Source organism: Microbacterium sp. PA5, from assembly GCF_049860775.1.
Taxonomy (GTDB): Bacteria; Actinomycetota; Actinomycetes; order Actinomycetales; family Microbacteriaceae; genus Microbacterium.
This window is the reverse complement of record NZ_CP187567.1, coordinates 2207031-2224492: the sequence shown is the minus strand read 5'-3', so window position 1 is coordinate 2224492 and position 17462 is coordinate 2207031. Positions and strand designations below refer to the sequence as shown.

At 71.0% G+C, this 17462-nt stretch carries 17 protein-coding genes; 13 read left to right on the top strand and 4 right to left on the bottom strand.

Annotated elements, in window-relative coordinates:
• Positions 1 to 69 precede the first annotated feature (69 nt).
• A complete protein-coding gene (locus ACPWUT_RS10515; protein ID WP_425837335.1) occupies positions 70 to 477 on the bottom strand; it encodes a RidA family protein in 408 nt (135 codons plus the stop codon).
• Complete coding sequence (locus tag ACPWUT_RS10510) at positions 474 to 1925, bottom strand: amidohydrolase family protein (protein WP_425837332.1); 1452 nt, start codon at positions 1923 to 1925, stop codon at positions 474 to 476. Before ACPWUT_RS10510 ends, ACPWUT_RS10515 begins: the two co-directional genes overlap by 4 nt.
• Before the next feature lie 296 nt (positions 1926 to 2221).
• On the opposite strand from ACPWUT_RS10510, the gene ACPWUT_RS10505 reads away from it, so the two are divergent.
• The 13 genes from ACPWUT_RS10505 (at position 2222) to ACPWUT_RS10445 (ending at position 15092) form a co-directional block, all read left to right on the top strand.
• Positions 2222 to 3115: a cupin domain-containing protein gene (locus ACPWUT_RS10505; RefSeq protein ID WP_425837329.1), complete on the top strand. Its 894-nt coding sequence runs from the start codon at positions 2222 to 2224 to the stop codon at positions 3113 to 3115.
• Positions 3112 to 3819, top strand: coding sequence for an SDR family NAD(P)-dependent oxidoreductase (locus tag ACPWUT_RS10500; protein WP_284527866.1), 708 nt, complete (start codon positions 3112 to 3114; stop codon positions 3817 to 3819). The genes ACPWUT_RS10505 and ACPWUT_RS10500 overlap by 4 nt, the downstream gene beginning before the upstream one ends.
• Before the next feature lie 46 nt (positions 3820 to 3865).
• Positions 3866 to 5251 (top strand): M24 family metallopeptidase, encoded by a 1386-nt coding sequence (locus tag ACPWUT_RS10495; protein WP_284527865.1) that lies wholly within the window; start codon positions 3866 to 3868, stop codon positions 5249 to 5251.
• 221 nt (positions 5252 to 5472) lie between these two features.
• A complete protein-coding gene (locus tag ACPWUT_RS10490) occupies positions 5473 to 6339 on the top strand; it encodes a branched-chain amino acid ABC transporter permease (RefSeq protein WP_284527864.1) in 867 nt (288 codons plus the stop codon).
• Positions 6339 to 7397, top strand: a complete 1059-nt coding sequence (locus ACPWUT_RS10485; RefSeq protein ID WP_425837323.1) for a branched-chain amino acid ABC transporter permease — start codon at positions 6339 to 6341, stop codon at positions 7395 to 7397. The genes ACPWUT_RS10490 and ACPWUT_RS10485 overlap by 1 nt, the downstream gene beginning before the upstream one ends.
• A complete protein-coding gene (locus tag ACPWUT_RS10480) occupies positions 7394 to 8695 on the top strand; it encodes an ABC transporter substrate-binding protein (protein ID WP_425837320.1) in 1302 nt (433 codons plus the stop codon). Before ACPWUT_RS10485 ends, ACPWUT_RS10480 begins: the two co-directional genes overlap by 4 nt.
• Positions 8696 to 8712: 17 nt before the next feature.
• A complete protein-coding gene (locus tag ACPWUT_RS10475; protein WP_284527861.1) occupies positions 8713 to 9495 on the top strand; it encodes an ABC transporter ATP-binding protein in 783 nt (260 codons plus the stop codon).
• Positions 9492 to 10208: an ABC transporter ATP-binding protein gene (locus ACPWUT_RS10470; protein WP_284527860.1), complete on the top strand. Its 717-nt coding sequence runs from the start codon at positions 9492 to 9494 to the stop codon at positions 10206 to 10208. Before ACPWUT_RS10475 ends, ACPWUT_RS10470 begins: the two co-directional genes overlap by 4 nt.
• A gap of 11 nt (positions 10209 to 10219) precedes the next feature.
• Complete coding sequence (locus ACPWUT_RS10465; RefSeq protein WP_425837315.1) at positions 10220 to 11881, top strand: amidohydrolase; 1662 nt, start codon at positions 10220 to 10222, stop codon at positions 11879 to 11881.
• 25 nt (positions 11882 to 11906) lie between these two features.
• Positions 11907 to 12377 carry a RidA family protein gene (locus ACPWUT_RS10460; RefSeq protein WP_425837312.1) on the top strand — a complete coding sequence of 157 codons (471 nt, stop codon included), beginning with the start codon at positions 11907 to 11909 and terminating at the stop codon, positions 12375 to 12377.
• On the top strand, positions 12374 to 13684 hold the full coding sequence (locus ACPWUT_RS10455) for a M24 family metallopeptidase (protein WP_425837309.1): 1311 nt from the start codon (positions 12374 to 12376) through the stop codon (positions 13682 to 13684). The genes ACPWUT_RS10460 and ACPWUT_RS10455 overlap by 4 nt, the downstream gene beginning before the upstream one ends.
• 75 nt (positions 13685 to 13759) lie before the next feature.
• Positions 13760 to 14425, top strand: coding sequence for a cupin domain-containing protein (locus ACPWUT_RS10450; protein WP_284527856.1), 666 nt, complete (start codon positions 13760 to 13762; stop codon positions 14423 to 14425).
• Positions 14426 to 14441: 16 nt separating this feature from the next.
• Positions 14442 to 15092 (top strand): helix-turn-helix domain-containing protein, encoded by a 651-nt coding sequence (locus tag ACPWUT_RS10445; protein ID WP_425837305.1) that lies wholly within the window; start codon positions 14442 to 14444, stop codon positions 15090 to 15092.
• 257 nt (positions 15093 to 15349) lie between these two features.
• Here the strand turns inward: ACPWUT_RS10445 and ACPWUT_RS10440 are convergent, their stop codons facing one another.
• Both ACPWUT_RS10440 and ACPWUT_RS10435 read right to left on the bottom strand, forming a co-directional pair.
• A complete protein-coding gene (locus ACPWUT_RS10440; protein ID WP_425837302.1) occupies positions 15350 to 16726 on the bottom strand; it encodes an NADP-dependent succinic semialdehyde dehydrogenase in 1377 nt (458 codons plus the stop codon).
• A gap of 30 nt (positions 16727 to 16756) precedes the next feature.
• Positions 16757 to 17443 (bottom strand): GntR family transcriptional regulator, encoded by a 687-nt coding sequence (locus ACPWUT_RS10435; protein WP_425837299.1) that lies wholly within the window; start codon positions 17441 to 17443, stop codon positions 16757 to 16759.
• Positions 17444 to 17462: the final 19 nt, after the last annotated feature.

Genomic DNA, 17462 nt, shown 5'->3' with positions numbered 1-17462 from the left:
GACACGCTGCGTGCGGTGCGCAGCGTGTCGGCTCGCGCAAAGCGTGTCGGCTCGGGATGAGGGAAGGGGTCAGACCGCGGCCACGGCGTCGATCTCGATCGCTGCGCCCCCGACCAGCCACGACACCCCGAGGAGCGTGCTGGCGGGAAGGTCGTCGCCACCCATGATGCGGTCGCGGACCGAACGCCAGACGGCGAGCTTCCGCTCGTCGAGACCGGCGATGTAGACGCCGACGCGCACGATGTCCTCCGGCGATGCACCGGCTGCGGCGAGGGCCCGGCGAAGCCCCGCGTAGGCGAGCGCCACCGCCCGCTCGAACGACGCCGGCGCCGATCCGTCGTCCTCGAGGCCCACGACCCCGGATACGAAGAGGAGCTCGCCCGCGCGCACGCGCACGCTGTCGGAGATCCCCGGGTAGACCGGCGCCGGATACCGGAGGACCCGTCCGCCGGACGGATCGGAGCCCGCGGCGCTCACTTCTTGTACTGGTACGGGTTGGTGAGCACCTCGGTCTCGGGGATGTCGGGGTGCTGCCCGGCGATCCAGTCGTCGCCGACCTCGCGCTCGAGGTAGCCGACGGTGTCGTCCAGCTTCGCGCGCACGCCGCGGAGGTCGCCGGCGATGACCTTGCCGTTCCACTTCACCGCCTCGCCGCCCACGAGCACGGTGTGCACGTCGCCGCGCTGCGCCTGGTACACGATCTGGCCCCAGGGGTTGATGAGCGGTGCCCAGGTGGGGGAGTCCTCGTTCTTGAGGAGGATCACGTCGCCGAGCTTGCCGACCTCCAGCGAGCCGATCCGGGAGTCCTCCCCGATGGCCTGCGCCCCGCCCCGCGTGGCCATGTGCACGACGTCCTCGGCCCGCAGCTTCACGTGGGTCACGGTCTCGGCCGGCTCGCGGCGGTGGGCGTGGAAGTGCTCGAGCGCGCGGTCGGCGTTGACGGTGGCCCGCATGGCCGAGAACAGGTCGGCGCTGAACCACACGCTCGTGTCGACGGAGAGCGAGGTGGGGATGCCGTGACGGCGCAGCTGGTGGATGGGCGGGTACCCCTGCCCGCAGGTGTCCTCGGACTCGGTCGCCAGCGAGACGTTGCCGCCGGTGGCGGCGATCATCTGGTAGCTCTCCTCGGACAGCGAGGCCGCGTGGACGTATGTGAACCCCTCCTCCATGACACCGGCGCGGTAGGCGTTGCGGATCCCCCAGTCATTGGTGGCGCCCCAGACGCCCGCATGGGTCGTCACGCGCAGACCGAGCTCCTTGGCCACGCGGTAGGCGGCCAGCTCGGGGAACTGCTCGTCCTGGTTGGGCACGTCGAAGGCGATCTGGGTGCCGAACATGCGGGAGTCGTCGCGCGAGGCGACGAGAAGCCGTTGGATGGCGGGATCGGCGGTCCACTCCCAGGGCGACTGGTGGATGTTGCCGTAGGCGAAGACGAACCGGCCGGGCGAGGAGACGAGGGCGTCGAAGGCCGCTTCGCCGTGCTCCACGGTGCGCAGGCCATGGGACCAGTCCACGCTGGTCGTCACGCCGGACTCGATCGCATCGAGAGCGGAGATGAGGTTGCCGGCGGCGTAGTCCTGGGGGCGGAACTTCGCGCCGTGCTGCAGGTAGTACCAGACGAAGTACTGCGTGAGCGTCCAGTCGGCGCCGTAGGCCCGCATCGCGGTCTGCCACATGTGCCGGTGCGTGTCGACCATGCCCGGCATGACGATGCCGCCCGAGGCGTCGATGACGAGCGCGTCGTCGGGGGCGTCGACGTTCACGCCCACCTCTGCGATGACGCCGTCCCGGACGAGCACGTCGCCGCGCGGCAGCACGGTGTGGGCGTCGTCCATCGTGAGCACGATGCCGCCGCGGAACAGCACCGGCTGTCCGGCGTGCGGTGCGGGGGCGGGGGAGGCCGTGGGGGCAGGGACGTCTGACATCGCCATCTCCTTTGATCAGCAGTGTCCGCAAACAGATTGTTCAGCGCTTGTACAGTCGGGTCAAACGCCGGATGGCCAACAGCATGCCGCATCGGCGCTCGTTTCGGAAGAGTCCGTTTCCCCCCGATTTCGGATGGCCGGGGCGGGTGCGGCGCTCTCGTCCGCGTCGTCCGCTTGACAAGCCGAGGGTCGTGTCGTTTACATAGGGTTTAGTGAGACTGAACACCGCGAGACGGTGGTGTCTCCCCGGCCCCGCGACGCGGCGCGGCCGGGTCGGATCCCCAGGGAGGCAGCGCATGGCCAGGTTCGTGGTCCGTCACGCAGCGGAGGCCGAGTACCTCGATCCGGGGCCGCTCGCGCCCGGCGCCGTCGGGATGACGCGCTGGCGCGGGGTCGGCGAGGACGACGGGGCGGCCCACACGGACTTCGGCATCTCGCGCCTGGAGCCGGGCGGTCGCACCGACACCCACGTGCACTCCTTCGAGGAGAGCTTCCACATCCTGGAGGGCGAGGTGGTCCTGGCCACCCCCGAGGCGACCGTCCACCTGGTCGCGGGCGATTACGGGGTCATCCCGATCGGCGTCCCGCACGCCTGGCGCGCCGCCGGCGACGCCGCGGCGTCGTGGGCCGACCTGTTCACCCCGCCCGCGCGCTCCCGCTACGGCTCGGACACCTACCGGGTGCCCGAGATCGCCGAGCGCGAGCCGATCCGGATCGACACGCGCGATCCGAGGACGCGCTCGTTCGGCAACATCACCACCGAGCACATGAACCCGGGCCGCCAGTCCCAGGAGCTCCTGGCCGTGTCGGCGAGCATGCGCACCGCTCTGCTGGTCTACAGCGGCATCACGCTGAAGATGATGGTCGACTCCGACCTGGGCGCGACGCTCGGCACGCTGTTCATGGTGCGCTACGCGCCCGACGGCAAGGCCGGTCCCCACGACCACCCGCTCGAGGAGGCCTACCTCATCACCGAGGGCGAGGTGCGCGCGAGCTTCGACGGGCAGGAGTTCCTGCTGAAGGCCGGCGACATCGCCTGGGCGGGCGTGGGCTGCGTCCACTCGTTCGAGGCGACCGGCGCCGAGGTGCAGTGGCTGGAGACCCAGTCGCCGCAGATGCCCCCGCGACACGCGTACCGCTTCGTACGCGACTGGCAGTACCTGGAAGAACGTCTCGAGGAGGAGATGTGAGCGCACGGACCATACTCATCGCCGGAGGATCCTCGGGGATCGGGCTCGAACTCGCGAAGGACCTGGTCGCCGGCGGCGACCGCGTGATCCTCACGAGCCGCAGCCGGGAGAGCGCGGAGGAGGTGGCCGCGAGCGTGGGCGAGGGCGCCACCGGCATCGCGCTCGACGTCTCGGAGCCCGAGGGCATCGCGGCGCAGCTGGCCGGCGTCGGACGCCTGGACGGGCTGGTCCTCGCTGCGATCGAGCGCGACGCCAACACGCTGCGGGAGTACGACATCGCTCGCGCGCGCCGCCTGGTCACGCTCAAGCTGATCGGCTACACCGAGACGATCCACACGCTCCTGGATCGGCTGGAGCCCACCGTCGCGACCGGCATCGTGCTGTTCGGCGGGCGGGCGAAGGACGCGCCGTACCCCGGTTCGACCACCGTGTCGACGATCAACGGGGGCGTCGACGGGCTCATGAACACGCTCGCCCACGAGCTCGCGCCCATCCGCGTCAACGCGCTCCACCCCGGCATCATCGGCGACAGCCCGTTCTGGTCGGCCAAGCCCGAAGGCGTGCTGAGCGGATACGAGGGCCGCACCCCCGGCGGGGCGCTGGCCACCATGGCCGACGTCGTCGACGCCGTGAAGTTCCTGCTGTTCAACCGAGGCGTCTCCGCGCACAGCCTCAACGTCGACCGCGGCTGGCGCATCAGCTGACCACGGCCGCGCGCACCATCGAGCACACCGAGACAGGGAGAAGACCATGAGCATCGCCACACGAGGGACGATGGGCGTCGACTGGGAGGCGCGCGTCGACTTCGAGCGCCTGCGCGACGAGCGCCTGGCGCGCCTGCACGCCGAGCTGGAGCGATCCTCGCTCGGAGCCGTGCTCGCGTTCGACTTCTCGAACATCCGCTACGCCTCGGCCACCCACATCGGCACCTGGGCGATGGACAAGCTCATCCGCTTCTGCCTGGTGACCCGCAAGACCGACCCGATCGTGTGGGATTTCGGCTCGGCCGCCAAGCATCACGCGCTGCTCAACCCGTGGCTGCACGAGACGCACATGGAGGCCGACGCGGACCCGCACGCGCCGCACCACGGTGCGACGCGGCCGCGGCTGGAGTCCGGGGCGCGCGCCGGCATCTCGACGCTGCGCGGAGCCTTCCCGCCCGACGCGGGCATCGCCGAGGAGGTGGCGCGCAAGATCAAGCGCGAGCTCGAGCGCTTCGGCCTGGCGAACGAGCCGCTCGGCGTCGACGTGGTCGAGCTCCCCATCCTGTTCGCGCTGCAGCGCGAGGGCATCGACGTCGTCGACGGCCAGCAGGTGTTCATGGAGGCGCGGCGCATCAAGACGGCGGACGAGATCACGCTGCTCACCACCGCGGCGTCGATGGTGGACGCCGCCTACGACGAGCTGTACGAGTTCCTCCGCCCCGGTGTGCGCGAGAACCAGTGCGTCGGGCTCGTGGCGAAGTCGCTTTACGACCAGGGGTCCGAGTACGTCGAGGGAGTGAACGCCATCTCGGGAGAGCGCTGCGCGCCGCACCCGCACGTCTACTCCGACCGCGCGGTGCGGCCGGGCGACCCCGCCTTCTTCGACATCCTGCACTCGTTCAACGGGTACCGCACCTGCTACTACCGCACCTTCGCGGTGGGTTCGGCCAGTCCCGCCCAGCGTGACGCGTACACGCGCTGCCGCGAGTACATGGACCGCGCGATCGCGGCCGTCCGGCCCGGGGCCACGACGGCCGACATCGTGGAGCTGTGGCCGACGGCGCAGGAGTTCGGCTTCCCCGACGAGGAGGCGGCCTTCGCCCTCCAGTACGGCCACGGGGTGGGACTCTCGATCTGGGAGAAGCCGATCTTCTCCCGGCTGACCTCGCTGGATCACCCCGAGGTGCTCGAGGAGGGCATGGTCTTCGCCCTCGAGACGTACTGGCCCGCCGCCGACGGCTGGGGCGCGGCCCGTATCGAGGAGGAGGTCGTCGTCACCGCCGACGGCTGCGAGGTCATCACCAAGTTCCCCGCCGAGGAGCTGCTGGTGGCAGGCGGTGGCCGCTACTTCACGGTCAACGGCCCGCTCTCCAAGATCCGCGACTCCCAGTCGCACCTCAACACGCCCGAGGGGCGCGGCGAGATCGTCTGAGACGCGCCGTCCTCCGGCGGCGGGACCCCGTGCGCGGTACGCGGTCGGGCAGCACTCCGGCCGCGTTCCCGCCGCGCGCCCCGGGCCCCGGTGCCTGCCCGCCCGCGCCTGTGCACTGTTACTTGATTGATGTGCAGTAACACTTGACAGGGTGTTCACTCCTTGCTTCACTGGGTCCCACCCAGGCAGCTCCCCGACGATGTGGAAGGTCTGACAGATCGGTGTTCGAACCCGTATTCCTCGCCCAGCAGGTCCTGAACGGACTGAGCTTCGGCGCACTCCTGTTCCTCCTGGCGAGCGGTCTCACGCTCGTGTTCGGACTGATGCGCATCGTCAACATGGCGCACGGCGCGTTCTACATGCTCGGCGGCTACATCGGCGTCGTGATCGCGACGCTCACCGGCAACCTCCTGGTCGCCGTGATCGCGGCCATGGTGGCGGTCGGCCTGACGGCGTTCCTCGTCGAGGTGGTGCTGCTGCGCTTCGTCCGCGGCCAGGAGATGCCCGAGGTGCTGCTGACGATCGGCGTCTCGTTCGTGATCGCGGACCTCTGCCTCGCCTTCTTCGGCGGTGACCCGCAGAACCTCCCCAACGCCGTCCGCATCCCGGGGGCGTTCGTCCTCGGCGACTTCGCCTACCCCTGGTACCGGATCTTCGTCATCGGCCTCGCGATCGCGATCGGCGTCGCGCTGGCCCTCGTCCAGACCCGCACCCGCGTGGGAGCGGTGGTGCGGGCCGGCGTCGATGACCGCGAGATCATCGGCGCGATGGGGGTGAACATCCGGTGGGTGTTCACCGGCATGTTCGTCGTCGGCGCCGGCCTCGCCGCGATCGGCGGCACGATCGGCGCGGGGATGCAGAGCATCCTTCCCGGCGTGCAGAACGAGGTGCTGCTCTACGCCCTCGTCGTGATCATCATCGGCGGCCTGGGGAGCGTCCCGGGCGCCGCGGTCGGCAGCGTGCTCATCGGCCTGATCGACGCGTTCGCGAAGGCCTGGATCCCCGAGCTGGCCTACTTCACGATCTTCCTGCCGATGGCCCTCGTCCTCGTGTTCCGCCCGACGGGCCTGTTCGGAAAGGCTGCCTGATGAGCAACCGCATCGTCGAGACCCGCACCGTCCGCACCTTCGGCGCCCCGCGCCGCGACCGCGTCCAGCTCATGAACCTCGGGCTCCTCGGAGCCCTGCTCGTGGCCGCGATCGCCCTTCCCTACCTCGGCGCCTCCGGCTTCGTCGTCTCGCTCGTGTCCACGATCCTCATCTCGGCCACCCTCGCGGCGAGCGTGAACTTCCTCGCCGGCAACGGCGGGATGGTCTCGCTCGGGCACGCGGGCATCGCCGCCGCCTCCGCCTACGGCGCGGGCTGGGCGTCGCGCGAGGGGTTCGATCCGGGCATGCAGGTGCTCTTCGCCCTCGGGATGACGGTGTTCGTCTCCCTCATCTACGGGCTCCTGTCGATGCGCACGAGCGGCATCTACTTCCTCATGGTCACCCTCGCGGTGGGCATGCTGATCTACGGGCTCGCGTTCCGTCTGTCGTCGGTGACCGGCGGGGAGAACGGGATCTCGGGCATCCAGCGACCGGAGTGGATGGCGTCGTACTGGATCTACTACTACGTCGTCCTGGCCGCCTTCGTGGCCGCCACCGCGCTGCTGTACGTCGTCGGCAACTCCCCGTTCGGCGCGAGCCTGCGCGGCATCCGCGACAGCGAGAGCCGAATGCGGAGCCTCGGCTACAGCGTGCGCTCCTACAAGCTCGGCGCGTTCATGATCTCGGGGAGCGTCGCGGGGCTGGCCGGACTGCTGGCGGTGTGGCACACGCACTTCGTGAGCCCCTCGTCTGCCGGCGTCGACCGCTCGGTGCACCTCATCGTCATGGTGATCCTCGGCGGCGTCGGCACGCTGCTCGGACCGCTGATCGGCGCCGCGGTGGTCGTCCTCGTCGAGAACGTCCTGTCGAGCCACGTCGACCGCTGGCCGACCGTCCTCGGCCTCATCTTCATCCTCGTGATCCTCTTCGCCCGCGCCGGCATCGCCGGCAGCACGCGCAAGCTGTTCCGCCGCCTGCGCGCCCGACGTGCGGCCTCGCCGCCGGGAGACTCCGACCCTCACCCCACCGAACAGCACCAAGGAAAGGACCTGCAATGACGTCAATGAAGACACGCGGTCGCCGATCGGCGCTCGCCGTCGCCGGCCTGGCGGCGGCGACCGCCCTCGCCCTCACCGCCTGTGCCCCTCCGGGAGCGGCCGAGCCCGCGCCCACCTCGGGATCGAGCGGCGAGGCCGGCGGCACCCTCAAGGTCGGTTACATCTCGCCGACGACCGGCAACTTCGCCGTCGCCGGTCAGGAGATGGTGGACGGCTGGAACCTCTACTGGGACCTCAACGGCACCGAGGTCAACGGCGTCAGCATCGAGACGATCGTGGAGGACGACGCCGGCAACCCCGAGACGTCCCTCACCAAGGCGCGCAAGCTCGTCGAGCAGGACGAGGTCGACGTGGTCGTCGGCCCCCTCATCGCCAACACGGCCCTGGCCGTCGCCGAGTACGCCGCGAGCGTCGGCGTCCCGAACCTGCACCCCGTCGCCGCCTCCGACGACCTGACCCAGCGCAACGCCAACGACCTGACGGTCCGCACCGGCTCCATGGGCGGCTCGCAGGCGAACTACCCCGGCGGCGAGTGGGCGGCCACCGAGGGCGGCTTCGACACCGCCGTCACCCTCTGCGCCGACTACGCGTTCGGCTGGGAGTCGTGCGCCGGCTTCGTGCAGGGCTTCACCCAGAACGGCGGCGAGGTCGTCGAGCAGATCTGGTTCCCGAACACGACGACCGACTTCTCGACGTACGTGTCGCAGATCCAGGCCGCCGGTGCCGACGTCGTCTACGTCGCCACCGCCGGTGGCGCCCCGGGTCCGAACTTCCTCAACGCCTACCAGGGCCTGGGGCTGGACTCGAGCAAGCTGCTCATGAACTGCTGCTCGCTCGACCAGGGCACCCTGCGCGCCATGGGCGACCAGGTGGTCGGCGTGAAGTCGATCAGCTACTGGTCCGAGGGACGCGACAGCGACGCGGTCGCCAAGTTCATCGAGGCCTACAAGGAGTTCGCCGACGGCAAGGTCCCCGGCGCCTACGTGGCCGGCGGCTACATGACGGCGTCGCTGGTGGCCTCCGTGCTCGAGGAGAAGGGACTGGTCACCGGTGAGGAGCTCGTCAGTGCCATCACCGAGTACACCTTCGAGGACAGCATCTTCGGACGCGTCTCGTGGGACGACTACAACAACATGGTGGGACCGGTGTACGTGCGAGAGGTGGTCGCCGGCGACGACGGCAACTTCTACAACACGCCGATCGCGACCTTCGAGGACGTCGACCAGTGGCTGGGCCGCACGCCCGAAGAGGCCCTCGCGCAGCCGACGTACTCGCAGAGCTTCCAGGGGCTCGAGTGATCGCATCGGCACCGGCGATGGCCCCGGGTCCTCACGGATCCGGGGCCACCGCCCCCGCGCTCACCGTGACGGGACTGGGCAAGCGCTACGGCGGCGTCCAGGCCGTCGACGACATCTCGCTGACGCTCGCTCCCGGCGAGCGGATGGGGGTCATCGGTCCCAACGGCGCGGGCAAGACCACGCTGTTCAAGATGATCGCCGGCGACGTCCCGCCGACGGCCGGCGCGATCGAGCTGTTCGGCCGCGACGTGACCCGGGTCGACGCCTCCCGCCGCGCGCGCCTGGGCGTCGGGCGCACCTTCCAGGTCTCGAACCTGTTCCGCGAGATGACCGTCCTCGACAACGTCCGCGTCGCCGCGCGCGGCGGCTCGCCGCAGGCGCGGGTGTTCTGGCGCACCCAGGGCCTGCGCGACGACGTCACCACGCGCGCGCTCGAGATGCTGGACTCCGTCGACCTCGTCGACCGCCGCGACGACACGGTCGCCGACCTGTCCCACGGCGAGCAGCGGCAGCTGGAGATCGCGATGGCGCTCGTGACCGATCCCCGCATCCTCCTTCTCGACGAGCCCGCCGCGGGTCTGTCGGCGGTGGAGCGCACGACGCTGCGCGAGCTGGTGGAGGCGCTGCCGCGGACGCTGCCGATCCTCCTCATCGAGCACGACATGTCCCTGGCGCTCGGGCTGACCGACCGCGTGATGTGCATGGAGAACGGCCACCACGTCGTCACCGGCACGCCGGCCGAGGTGCGCGAGCACCCCACCGTGAAAGAGATCTACCTCGGAAGGCGGGACAAGAAGTGAGCCTCACAGTCACCGGCCTGCACGTCGGCTACGCGACGGCGCAGGTGCTCCACGGCGTCGACTTCGAGATCGGCGACGCGCAGAGCGTCGCCCTCCTCGGTCGCAACGGCATGGGCAAGACGACGCTCGTCCGCGCGATCTGCGGGCTGCGTCCGCCGACGGTGACGGCCGGATCGATCGTCTTCGACGGGGCCGAGCTCACCAAGCTTCCCGTGCACCGGATCGCCCGCGCCGGGATCGCGCTCGTGCCGCAGGGCCGTCGCGTCTTCGGCTCGCTCACGACGCTGGAGAACCTCACCGTGGTCCCGCGGGCCCGGCGCGCCGCCGCTTCCGAGCCGTGGACCGTGGAGCGCGTGTTCGACTTCTTCCCCCGGCTCGCCGAGCGCTCCGGCTCGATGGCGCGGTCGCTCTCGGGTGGCGAGCAGCAGATGCTCGCGATCGGGCGGGCCCTCATGACCAACCCGTCGCTGCTCATCATGGACGAGCCCAGCGAGGGCCTGGCCCCGAGTGTCCTGGATGTCATCCAGGACCGCCTGGAAGGGCTTCGCGCGTCGGGACTGTCGATCCTCATCGCCGAGCAGAACGTGGACCTCGCCCTCGACATCGCCGAGCGCGTCATCGTGATCGACGACTCCGGCACGATCGCCTGGTCGGGCACCCCGGCGGAGCTGCGCGCCGACGACGTGCTCCTCGAGCGCCACCTGAGCATCTGACCGGAGCCCGAATGCCCGCCGATCCCCGCGCGCCCCGTCTGACGGGCGCCCTGCCGCTCGTCGACCTCGTGCTGCGCGGCGGCCGCATCACCACCTTCGCCGACCCCGACCAGGCTCCGGCCGAGGTCGAGTCGATCGCCATCGCCGCCGGTCGCGTCGTCGCCGTCGGCACCGATCAGCAGCTCGCGCCCTACGCCGACCTGGCCGCGGAGGTCATCGACCTCGACGGTCGTCGCGTGATCCCGGGCCTCAACGACTCCCACATCCACGCGGTCCGCGGCGCCAACTCGTGGTCCCGCTCGCTGCACTGGGAGTCGGTGCGCTCGGTCGAGGGCGCGCTCGCGTCGATCGCCGAGGCCGCCGAGGCCCTTCCGCCGGGCGCCTGGATCTCCGTCGTCGGCGGATGGCACCGCTCGCAGTTCGCGGAGGGACGCGCGCCCGACCGCGCCGAGCTCGACGCCGTCGCGCCCGATCACCCCGTGTACCTGCAGGAGCTGTACGACCTCGGCATCCTCAACGCCGCGGGGCTGCGCGCCACGGGATTCGCCGACGCCGTCGCCGACCCGCCGCGCGGCGTGCTGGAGCGGGACGAAGACGGTGCGCTCACCGGACGGATCCGCGGCGTGGGGGCCTTCGCCGTGCCGATCGGACTGTCGCTGGGCGCCGAGGCCGCACAGGCGCAGGAGGGCGTCCGGGAGATGGCCGCCGAGTTCGCCCGGCACGGACTGACGGGCGTCGTCGACGGCGGCGGGCTGCTGATGACCCCGCGCGACTACGACCCGATCTCCGCGGTCTGGCGGACGGGCGACCTCGGGATCCGGGCGCGCCTGTTCGTCTCGGCCTGGACCCGCGGGGGCGAGGTCGCCGACATCGATGCGCTCACGACCCTCGTGCAGCCCGATTCCGGCGACGGGATGCTGCGGATCGTCGGCGTCGGCGAGATCCCGCACCTCGGCTGCCACGACATGGAGGGGCTCGACCCGTTCGCGATGCCCGACGACGCCGCCGAAGAGCTCGTGGACATCGTCCGCCTCTGCGCACGTCGCGGCTGGCGCATGAGCGTGCACGCCGTGCTCGACGCGACGCTCGGGCGGATCCTCGATGCGTGGGAGCGCGTCGAGGCCGAGACCGGGCTGGTCGCCGGTCGCGGCTGGTCGATCGTGCACGCCGACGAGGCGAGCCGGGGCAACCTCGAGCGGCTGGCGCGGCTCGGGGCGGGCGTGCTCGTGCAGAACCGGCTGATCCTCAAGGGGAGCGACTACGCCGACGCGTGGGGCGAGACCCCGACCGCGCAGGCCCCGCCGATCGGCACGATGCGGGAGCTCGGCATCGTCATCGGGGCGGGCACCGACGCCACCCGGGCCAACTGGTTCTCGCCGTGGGCGTCGATCTGGTGGCTCGTGACCGGCGACACGCTCGACGGCCGGGGCCGCCGCGATCCCGCTCACCGCATGGACCGCTGGGACGCGATCGCGGCGTACACGAGGGATGCCGCCTGGTTCACGGGCGAGCAGGGCCATCGCGGTCGCCTGGTGCCCGGCTACGACGCCGACCTGTGCGTGCCGACCCGCGATCCGCTGACCTGCGCCGACGAGGAGCTCCGCGACATCCGGAGCGACCTGACCGTCCTCGGCGGGCGGATCACCCACCGATCCACGACCAGCGTCCGGTGACGGACATCACCGACAGGAGAAGCAGATGAGTCAGATCCCCCCGCCGCGTCGGGTCGGCCAGGCCGACGTGATCCACCACGAGGGCTTCGACGCCGGCATCGTGAGCCCGTTCGTGCCCGCGATCCGCGTGGTCTCCCCGGCGCGGCTCGTCTTCATCAGCGGCGTGACCGGCGCTCCCGTCTACCACGACCACCCTCACGTGGCCGAGGTGTTCGACGCGATGCCCACCGATGCGGCGGGACAGGTCCGCAACGCCTTCGACCACCTCGATCAGGCGCTGGCGGCGGCGGGCTGCGGCCGCCAGGACGTCGTCAACATGATCCGCTTCTTCGCCGACGTCGAGGCCGACCAGGACGTCGTCAACGCGCACCAGGCCGCGTGGTTCGGCGGGCACATCCCCACGAGCACGACGGTGCAGGTGGTGCGCCTGGCCACCGACGCGCGGCTGCGCTTCGAGTTCCACGTGGTCGCCGCCGCACCGGCGGAGGACGCGTGAGCGCCCACCACGGACACGGCCACGGCCAGCGCCGCTTCGAGCGGCCCGTCGACCGGCCGGCCGGCGTCCGTCCCCTCGGCTCGCCCGGCATCATGGGCGTCGACTACGAGCACCGCGTCGACTTCGACCGGCTGCGCTCGTACCGCCTCGGCCGCGCTCAGGCGGCGCTGGAGGCGAGCGAGTGCGGGGCCTTCCTGCTCTTCGACTTCTACAACATCCGCTACACGACCCAGACCTGGATCGGCGGCGCCCTCGGCGACAAGATGATCCGCTACGCGCTGCTCATGCGCGGCCACGAGCCGATCCTCTGGGACTTCGGGTCGGCGGTGCGCCACCACAAGCTCTACTCCGACTGGGTGCCCGACGAGAACTACCGCGCGGGCTTCCTGGGGTTCAAGGGCGCCGTCGCGCCCGAGGGCGGCGCCGACCTCATGAAGACGGCGATCGACGAGATCGAGTCGCTGCTGGCGGCGGCGGGGCTGAAGGATGCGCCCGTCGGCATCGACATCATCGAGCCGCCGTTCCTGTTCGAGCTGCAGCGCCGCGGCATCCGGATCGCCGACGCCCAGCAGCACATGCTCGATGCGCGGGTGATCAAGAACCGGGACGAGATCATGCTGCTGAACCAGGCGGCGGCGATGGTGGACGGCGTCTACCAGGACATCGCCGACGCCCTGCGTCCGGGCGTGCGCGAGAACGAGATCGTCGCCCTCGCCAACGCGCGTCTGTACGAGTACGGCAGCGACCAGGTCGAGGCCATCAACGCGATCTCGGGGGAGCGGTGCAACCCGCATCCCCACAACTTCACCGACCGCATCATCCGGCCCGGGGATCAGGCGTTCTTCGACGTCATCCACTCCTACAACGGCTATCGCACCTGCTACTACCGCACCTTCGGTGTCGGATGGGCGACGCCCAGCCAGCACGACGCGTACAAGCAGGCGCGGGAATGGATGGACGCCGCGCTCGATGCGATCCGGCCGGGTGTCGGCAGCGACCAGGTCGCCGCCGTGCTCCCGAAGGCCGAGGACTTCGGCTTCGAGAACGAGCTGGCCGCCTTCGGGCTGCAGTTCGCCCACGGGCTCGGCCTCGGCCTGCACGAGCGCCCCATCATCTCCCGCCTGAACTCCATGGCCGACCCGGTGGAGCTGAAGGCCGGAATGGTGTTCGCGATGGAGACCTACTGCCCCGCCTCCGACGGATCGTCCGCGGCGCGGATCGAAGAGGAGGTCGTGGTGACCGACTACGGCATCGAAGTGCTCACCCGCTTCCCCGCCCAGGAGCTGTTCGTCGCGAATCCGTACTGACCTCGTCACGAGACGTCGTGGTGTTCAGTCTGACGGCACAGCCAGGAGTAGGGTCGGTCTCGCGAAGGGAGGCTCATGACCGGAGAGCTCGGTGACCGCATCCGTGCGGCACGCACCGCGCGGGGCCTCAGCCTGCGCGCCACCGCCGCCGAGGCGGCCATCTCGCCGAGCCTGCTGTCGCAGGTCGAGACCGGCAAGGTGCAGCCCTCGGTGAGCACGCTGTACGCCATCGTCAGTTGCCTCGGCCTCTCGGTCGACGACGTGCTCGGTCATCACCCGCCGGTCGCTGCGCCCGCCCGGCCCCGCATGCGGCCCGACCCCGTGCAGCCGTTCTCGGCGGCGCCCGAGATCGTCATGCAGAACGGTGTCACGTGGCGCAGTCTGGCGGTCGGCGGCGACGAGGGCATGGACGCCGTGCTCGCCACCTATCAGCCCGGCGCGGCCAGCTCGATCGACGAGACGCACATGCGGCACGTCGGCGTCGAACACGGCTACATCGTGCGCGGCGAGCTGACGCTCAAGCTCGAGTTCGACACCTTCGTCCTGCGGCCCGGCGACTCGCTGTGCTTCGACGCCCAGCGGCCCCACTACTACTTCAACCACACAGACGAGGTCGCCGAGGGTGTCTGGTACATCGTCGGGTCGACCCGCCGGACCGATGCCGACGCACCCGTCGACATCCGCAACGCCGTCGACGTGCTCGACGTGATGGGCCGGCTGCACCGTCGCAGCGCAGGCTGAACGAGGAGGCGAGCGCATGACCGAGCTCGAGACGCCCTGGAACACCGTAGGGGAGCGCGTGCGGGAGCTGCGCGCCGGTGCGGGCCTGACCGTGCGCGAGCTCGCCCGCCGGATCGGCGTCTCGGCGAGCCACGTCTCGCAGGTCGAGCGCGGGATCGGGTCCTTCAGCGTGCCGGCGCTCTACGCGGTCGCCGCCGAGCTGGGCGTCCAGATGCACGAGATCCTCGACCCGCAGGGTCCGCCGGTCCGGGCAGCGGCGACGTCCGACAGCGGCGGATCAGGCTCGGGCGAGGGCGGAGACCTGGAGGCGAGCGGCATCGTCCAGCGCGCCGATCAGCATCCCTCGATCAAGCTGAGCTCCGGCCCGCGGTGGAGCAGGCTCACGGCGCGCGGCGAGGCCGACGCCGAGTTCCTCGAGGTCGTCTACGCCCCCGGCACGGAGGCGCCCGCCGAGCACATCGTCCATCAGGGCCGCGAGTACGGGGTGATCATCGCGGGGCGGCTGAGCGTCGAGGTGCGCGGCGAGGCGACGACGCTCGTCCCGGGCGACTCGATCGTGTTCGACTCGGCGCTGCCCCACCGGTTCTGGAACGAGGGCGACGTCGAGGTGCGCGCGATCTGGTTCGTGCGGGACCGGAACGCGAACGACCCCGTCCCGCACGCCTGAGCGAGGGAGCGCAGCGACCGAGACGAAACGGGGCGGGGTGGCGTTTCGTCTCGCTGCGCTCGCTCAACGACCGGGGCTGCGCTCGCTCAACCACCGGGCGTGTCGCGGTCCGGTGGGGGTGTCGGTCGTTGAGCGAGGGAGCGCAGCGACCGAGACGAAACGGGGCGGGGTGGCGTTTCGTCTCGCTGCGCTCGCTCAACGACCGGAGGTGCGCTCGCTCACCGACCGGAGGTGCGCTCGCTCGACGACCGGGGGGATCACGCCTTCCAGACCGACTTGAGGTTGCAGAACTCGCGGATGCCCTCCGCCGACAGCTCGCGACCCACGCCGGAGTCCTTGATGCCGCCGAACGGCAGCTCCGGGTAGGAGATCGACATGCCGTTGACGAAGACGGCGCCCGCGTCGAGGCCGGCGACCAGTCGCTCCTCCTCGTCGGCGTCTTCCGTCCACACGGCCGAGCTCAGCCCGAAGGTGGTGTCGTTGGCGATCCGCAGTGCGTCCTCGGCATCCGCGGCACGATAGACGGAGGCGACGGGTCCGAACGCCTCCTCGCGGTACAGGCGCATCTGCGGGGTCAGGCCGGTGAGAACCGTCGGCGGGTAGAACCAGCCGTCGCCGTCGGGGACGCTCCCGCCCACGACCGCTGTCGCGCCGCCGGCGACGGCGTCGTCGACCAGCTCGACGAGGTCCTCACGGCCCGACCTGGTCGCGAGCGGGCCGATGTCGGTGCCGTCGGCCATCGGGTCGCCCACGCGCAGTGCCGACATGGCGGCGGCGAACTTCTCCACGAACGCGTCGTGCACGTCGGCGTGGACGATGAACCGCTTCGCGTTGATGCAGGCCTGACCGTTGTTGGTCGTCCGCGACGTCACCGCGGTCGCCACGGCGCGGTCGAGGTCGGCCGACGGCATCACCAGGAAGGGGTCGGATCCGCCGAGCTCGAGCACGACGTGCTTGACCTCCGATCCGGCGATGGCGGCCACCGACCGCCCGGCGGGCTCGGAGCCGGTGAGGGTCGCGGCGACCACGCGCGGGTCGCGGAGCACGCCCTCGACCTTGGCGGCGGGGATCAGGAGCGAGCGGAACGAGCCCTCCGGGAACCCGCCCCGCTCGAACAGCGTGTCGAGGTAGAGCGCGGCCTGCGGCACGTTCGACGCGTGCTTGAGGAGGCCGGTGTTCCCGGCCATGAGCGCGGGCGCGGCGAAGCGGATGACCTGCCAGATGGGGTAGTTCCACGGCATCACCGCGAGGACCACGCCGAGCGGCTGGTAGACCGTGTGCGCGCGCGACGCGCCGACGGCGGACGGGTCGTCGAGCGTCCATCCCGACAGGAACTCCTCGGCGCGGTCGGCGTAGAACCGCATCGCCTTCGCCGATTTCGCGACCTCGGCGCGGGCCTGTGCGAGGGGCTTGCCCATCTCGGCGGTGATCATCTCGGCCGCCGTGTCGACGTCGGCATCGAGCACGTCGGCGGCCGCGTGCATCCACTCCCGGCGCTGCGCGAACCCGGTGCCGCGCAGGGTGCGGTGCGCCGCGGCGGCCGCCGCGATCCGGGCGTCGATCTCGGCGTCGTCGTGCTCCTCGAACCGGGCGATCGTCTCGCCGGTGGCGGGGTTGATGGAGGCGATGGGCATGGCGGGCCTTTCTGAGGGGCGGTCTGCGGATCAGACGTCGTGCGTGTGGTCGAAGATGTGCGGCGTGCGGGCGAGCTGACGTCGTGTGCGACGGATGTGTCCGCCGAGCACGCGCTCGGCCTCCTCGAGGTCGCCGTCCTTGAGCGCGGCCACCATCAGGTGGTGCTCCTCGTAGGCGATGCGGCGCGAGTCGCGGTCCCACGACGAGACGTACGCGCGCCGGTAGGGCGCCGTCGTGTTCCAGAGCTTGCGGATGAGCGGATCCAGCTGCGAGGTGCGTGCGGCGGCGTAGCTGGCCAGATGGAACTCGCGGTCCAGCTGCAGGAACGCCTCGGTGTCGTCGCCGGCCTCGCTGATGCGCTGGGCGAGATCGGCGAGATGCTCCAGCGCGGCGGGATCCAGCTGCGGGGCGGAGTACCGCAGGAGCAGAGGCTCCAGCCGCTCGCGCATCTGGTACACCTCCTCGCACTCGGCGAGAGTCAGCCGCGACACCCACGCGCCGGAGTTGGCGACGACGGTGACGAGGCCCTCGTACTCCAGCTGCCGGATCGCCTCGCGCACCGGGACGCGGCTCGCGCCGTACTCGGCGGCCACGTCCTCCTGACGGATGCGGGTGCCGGGCGGGTAGGCGCCCCCGATGATGCGGCTGCGGATGCCCTCGGCGATCCGCGCCCCGGCGTCGCCGTCGCGGGTGCGGGTGATGTCGATCTGGCTCATGGATTCACTCTGACCGGTC

What these genes read in the sequence shown, in the direction of transcription:
- ACPWUT_RS10435 (WP_425837299.1), bottom strand. Translation starts at nt 17,443, where the DNA reads ATGAGCCAGATCGACATCACCCGCACCCGCGACGGCGACGCCGGGGCG.
- ACPWUT_RS10475 (WP_284527861.1), top strand. Translation starts at nt 8,713, where the DNA reads ATGGCCCCGGGTCCTCACGGATCCGGGGCCACCGCCCCCGCGCTCACC.
- ACPWUT_RS10505 (WP_425837329.1), top strand. Translation starts at nt 2,222, where the DNA reads ATGGCCAGGTTCGTGGTCCGTCACGCAGCGGAGGCCGAGTACCTCGAT.
- ACPWUT_RS10485 (WP_425837323.1), top strand. Translation starts at nt 6,339, where the DNA reads ATGAGCAACCGCATCGTCGAGACCCGCACCGTCCGCACCTTCGGCGCC.
- ACPWUT_RS10440 (WP_425837302.1), bottom strand. Translation starts at nt 16,726, where the DNA reads ATGCCCATCGCCTCCATCAACCCCGCCACCGGCGAGACGATCGCCCGG.
- ACPWUT_RS10450 (WP_284527856.1), top strand. Translation starts at nt 13,760, where the DNA reads ATGACCGGAGAGCTCGGTGACCGCATCCGTGCGGCACGCACCGCGCGG.
- ACPWUT_RS10495 (WP_284527865.1), top strand. Translation starts at nt 3,866, where the DNA reads ATGAGCATCGCCACACGAGGGACGATGGGCGTCGACTGGGAGGCGCGC.
- ACPWUT_RS10460 (WP_425837312.1), top strand. Translation starts at nt 11,907, where the DNA reads ATGAGTCAGATCCCCCCGCCGCGTCGGGTCGGCCAGGCCGACGTGATC.
- ACPWUT_RS10465 (WP_425837315.1), top strand. Translation starts at nt 10,220, where the DNA reads ATGCCCGCCGATCCCCGCGCGCCCCGTCTGACGGGCGCCCTGCCGCTC.
- ACPWUT_RS10510 (WP_425837332.1), bottom strand. Translation starts at nt 1,925, where the DNA reads ATGTCAGACGTCCCTGCCCCCACGGCCTCCCCCGCCCCCGCACCGCAC.
- ACPWUT_RS10480 (WP_425837320.1), top strand. Translation starts at nt 7,394, where the DNA reads ATGACGTCAATGAAGACACGCGGTCGCCGATCGGCGCTCGCCGTCGCC.
- ACPWUT_RS10445 (WP_425837305.1), top strand. Translation starts at nt 14,442, where the DNA reads ATGACCGAGCTCGAGACGCCCTGGAACACCGTAGGGGAGCGCGTGCGG.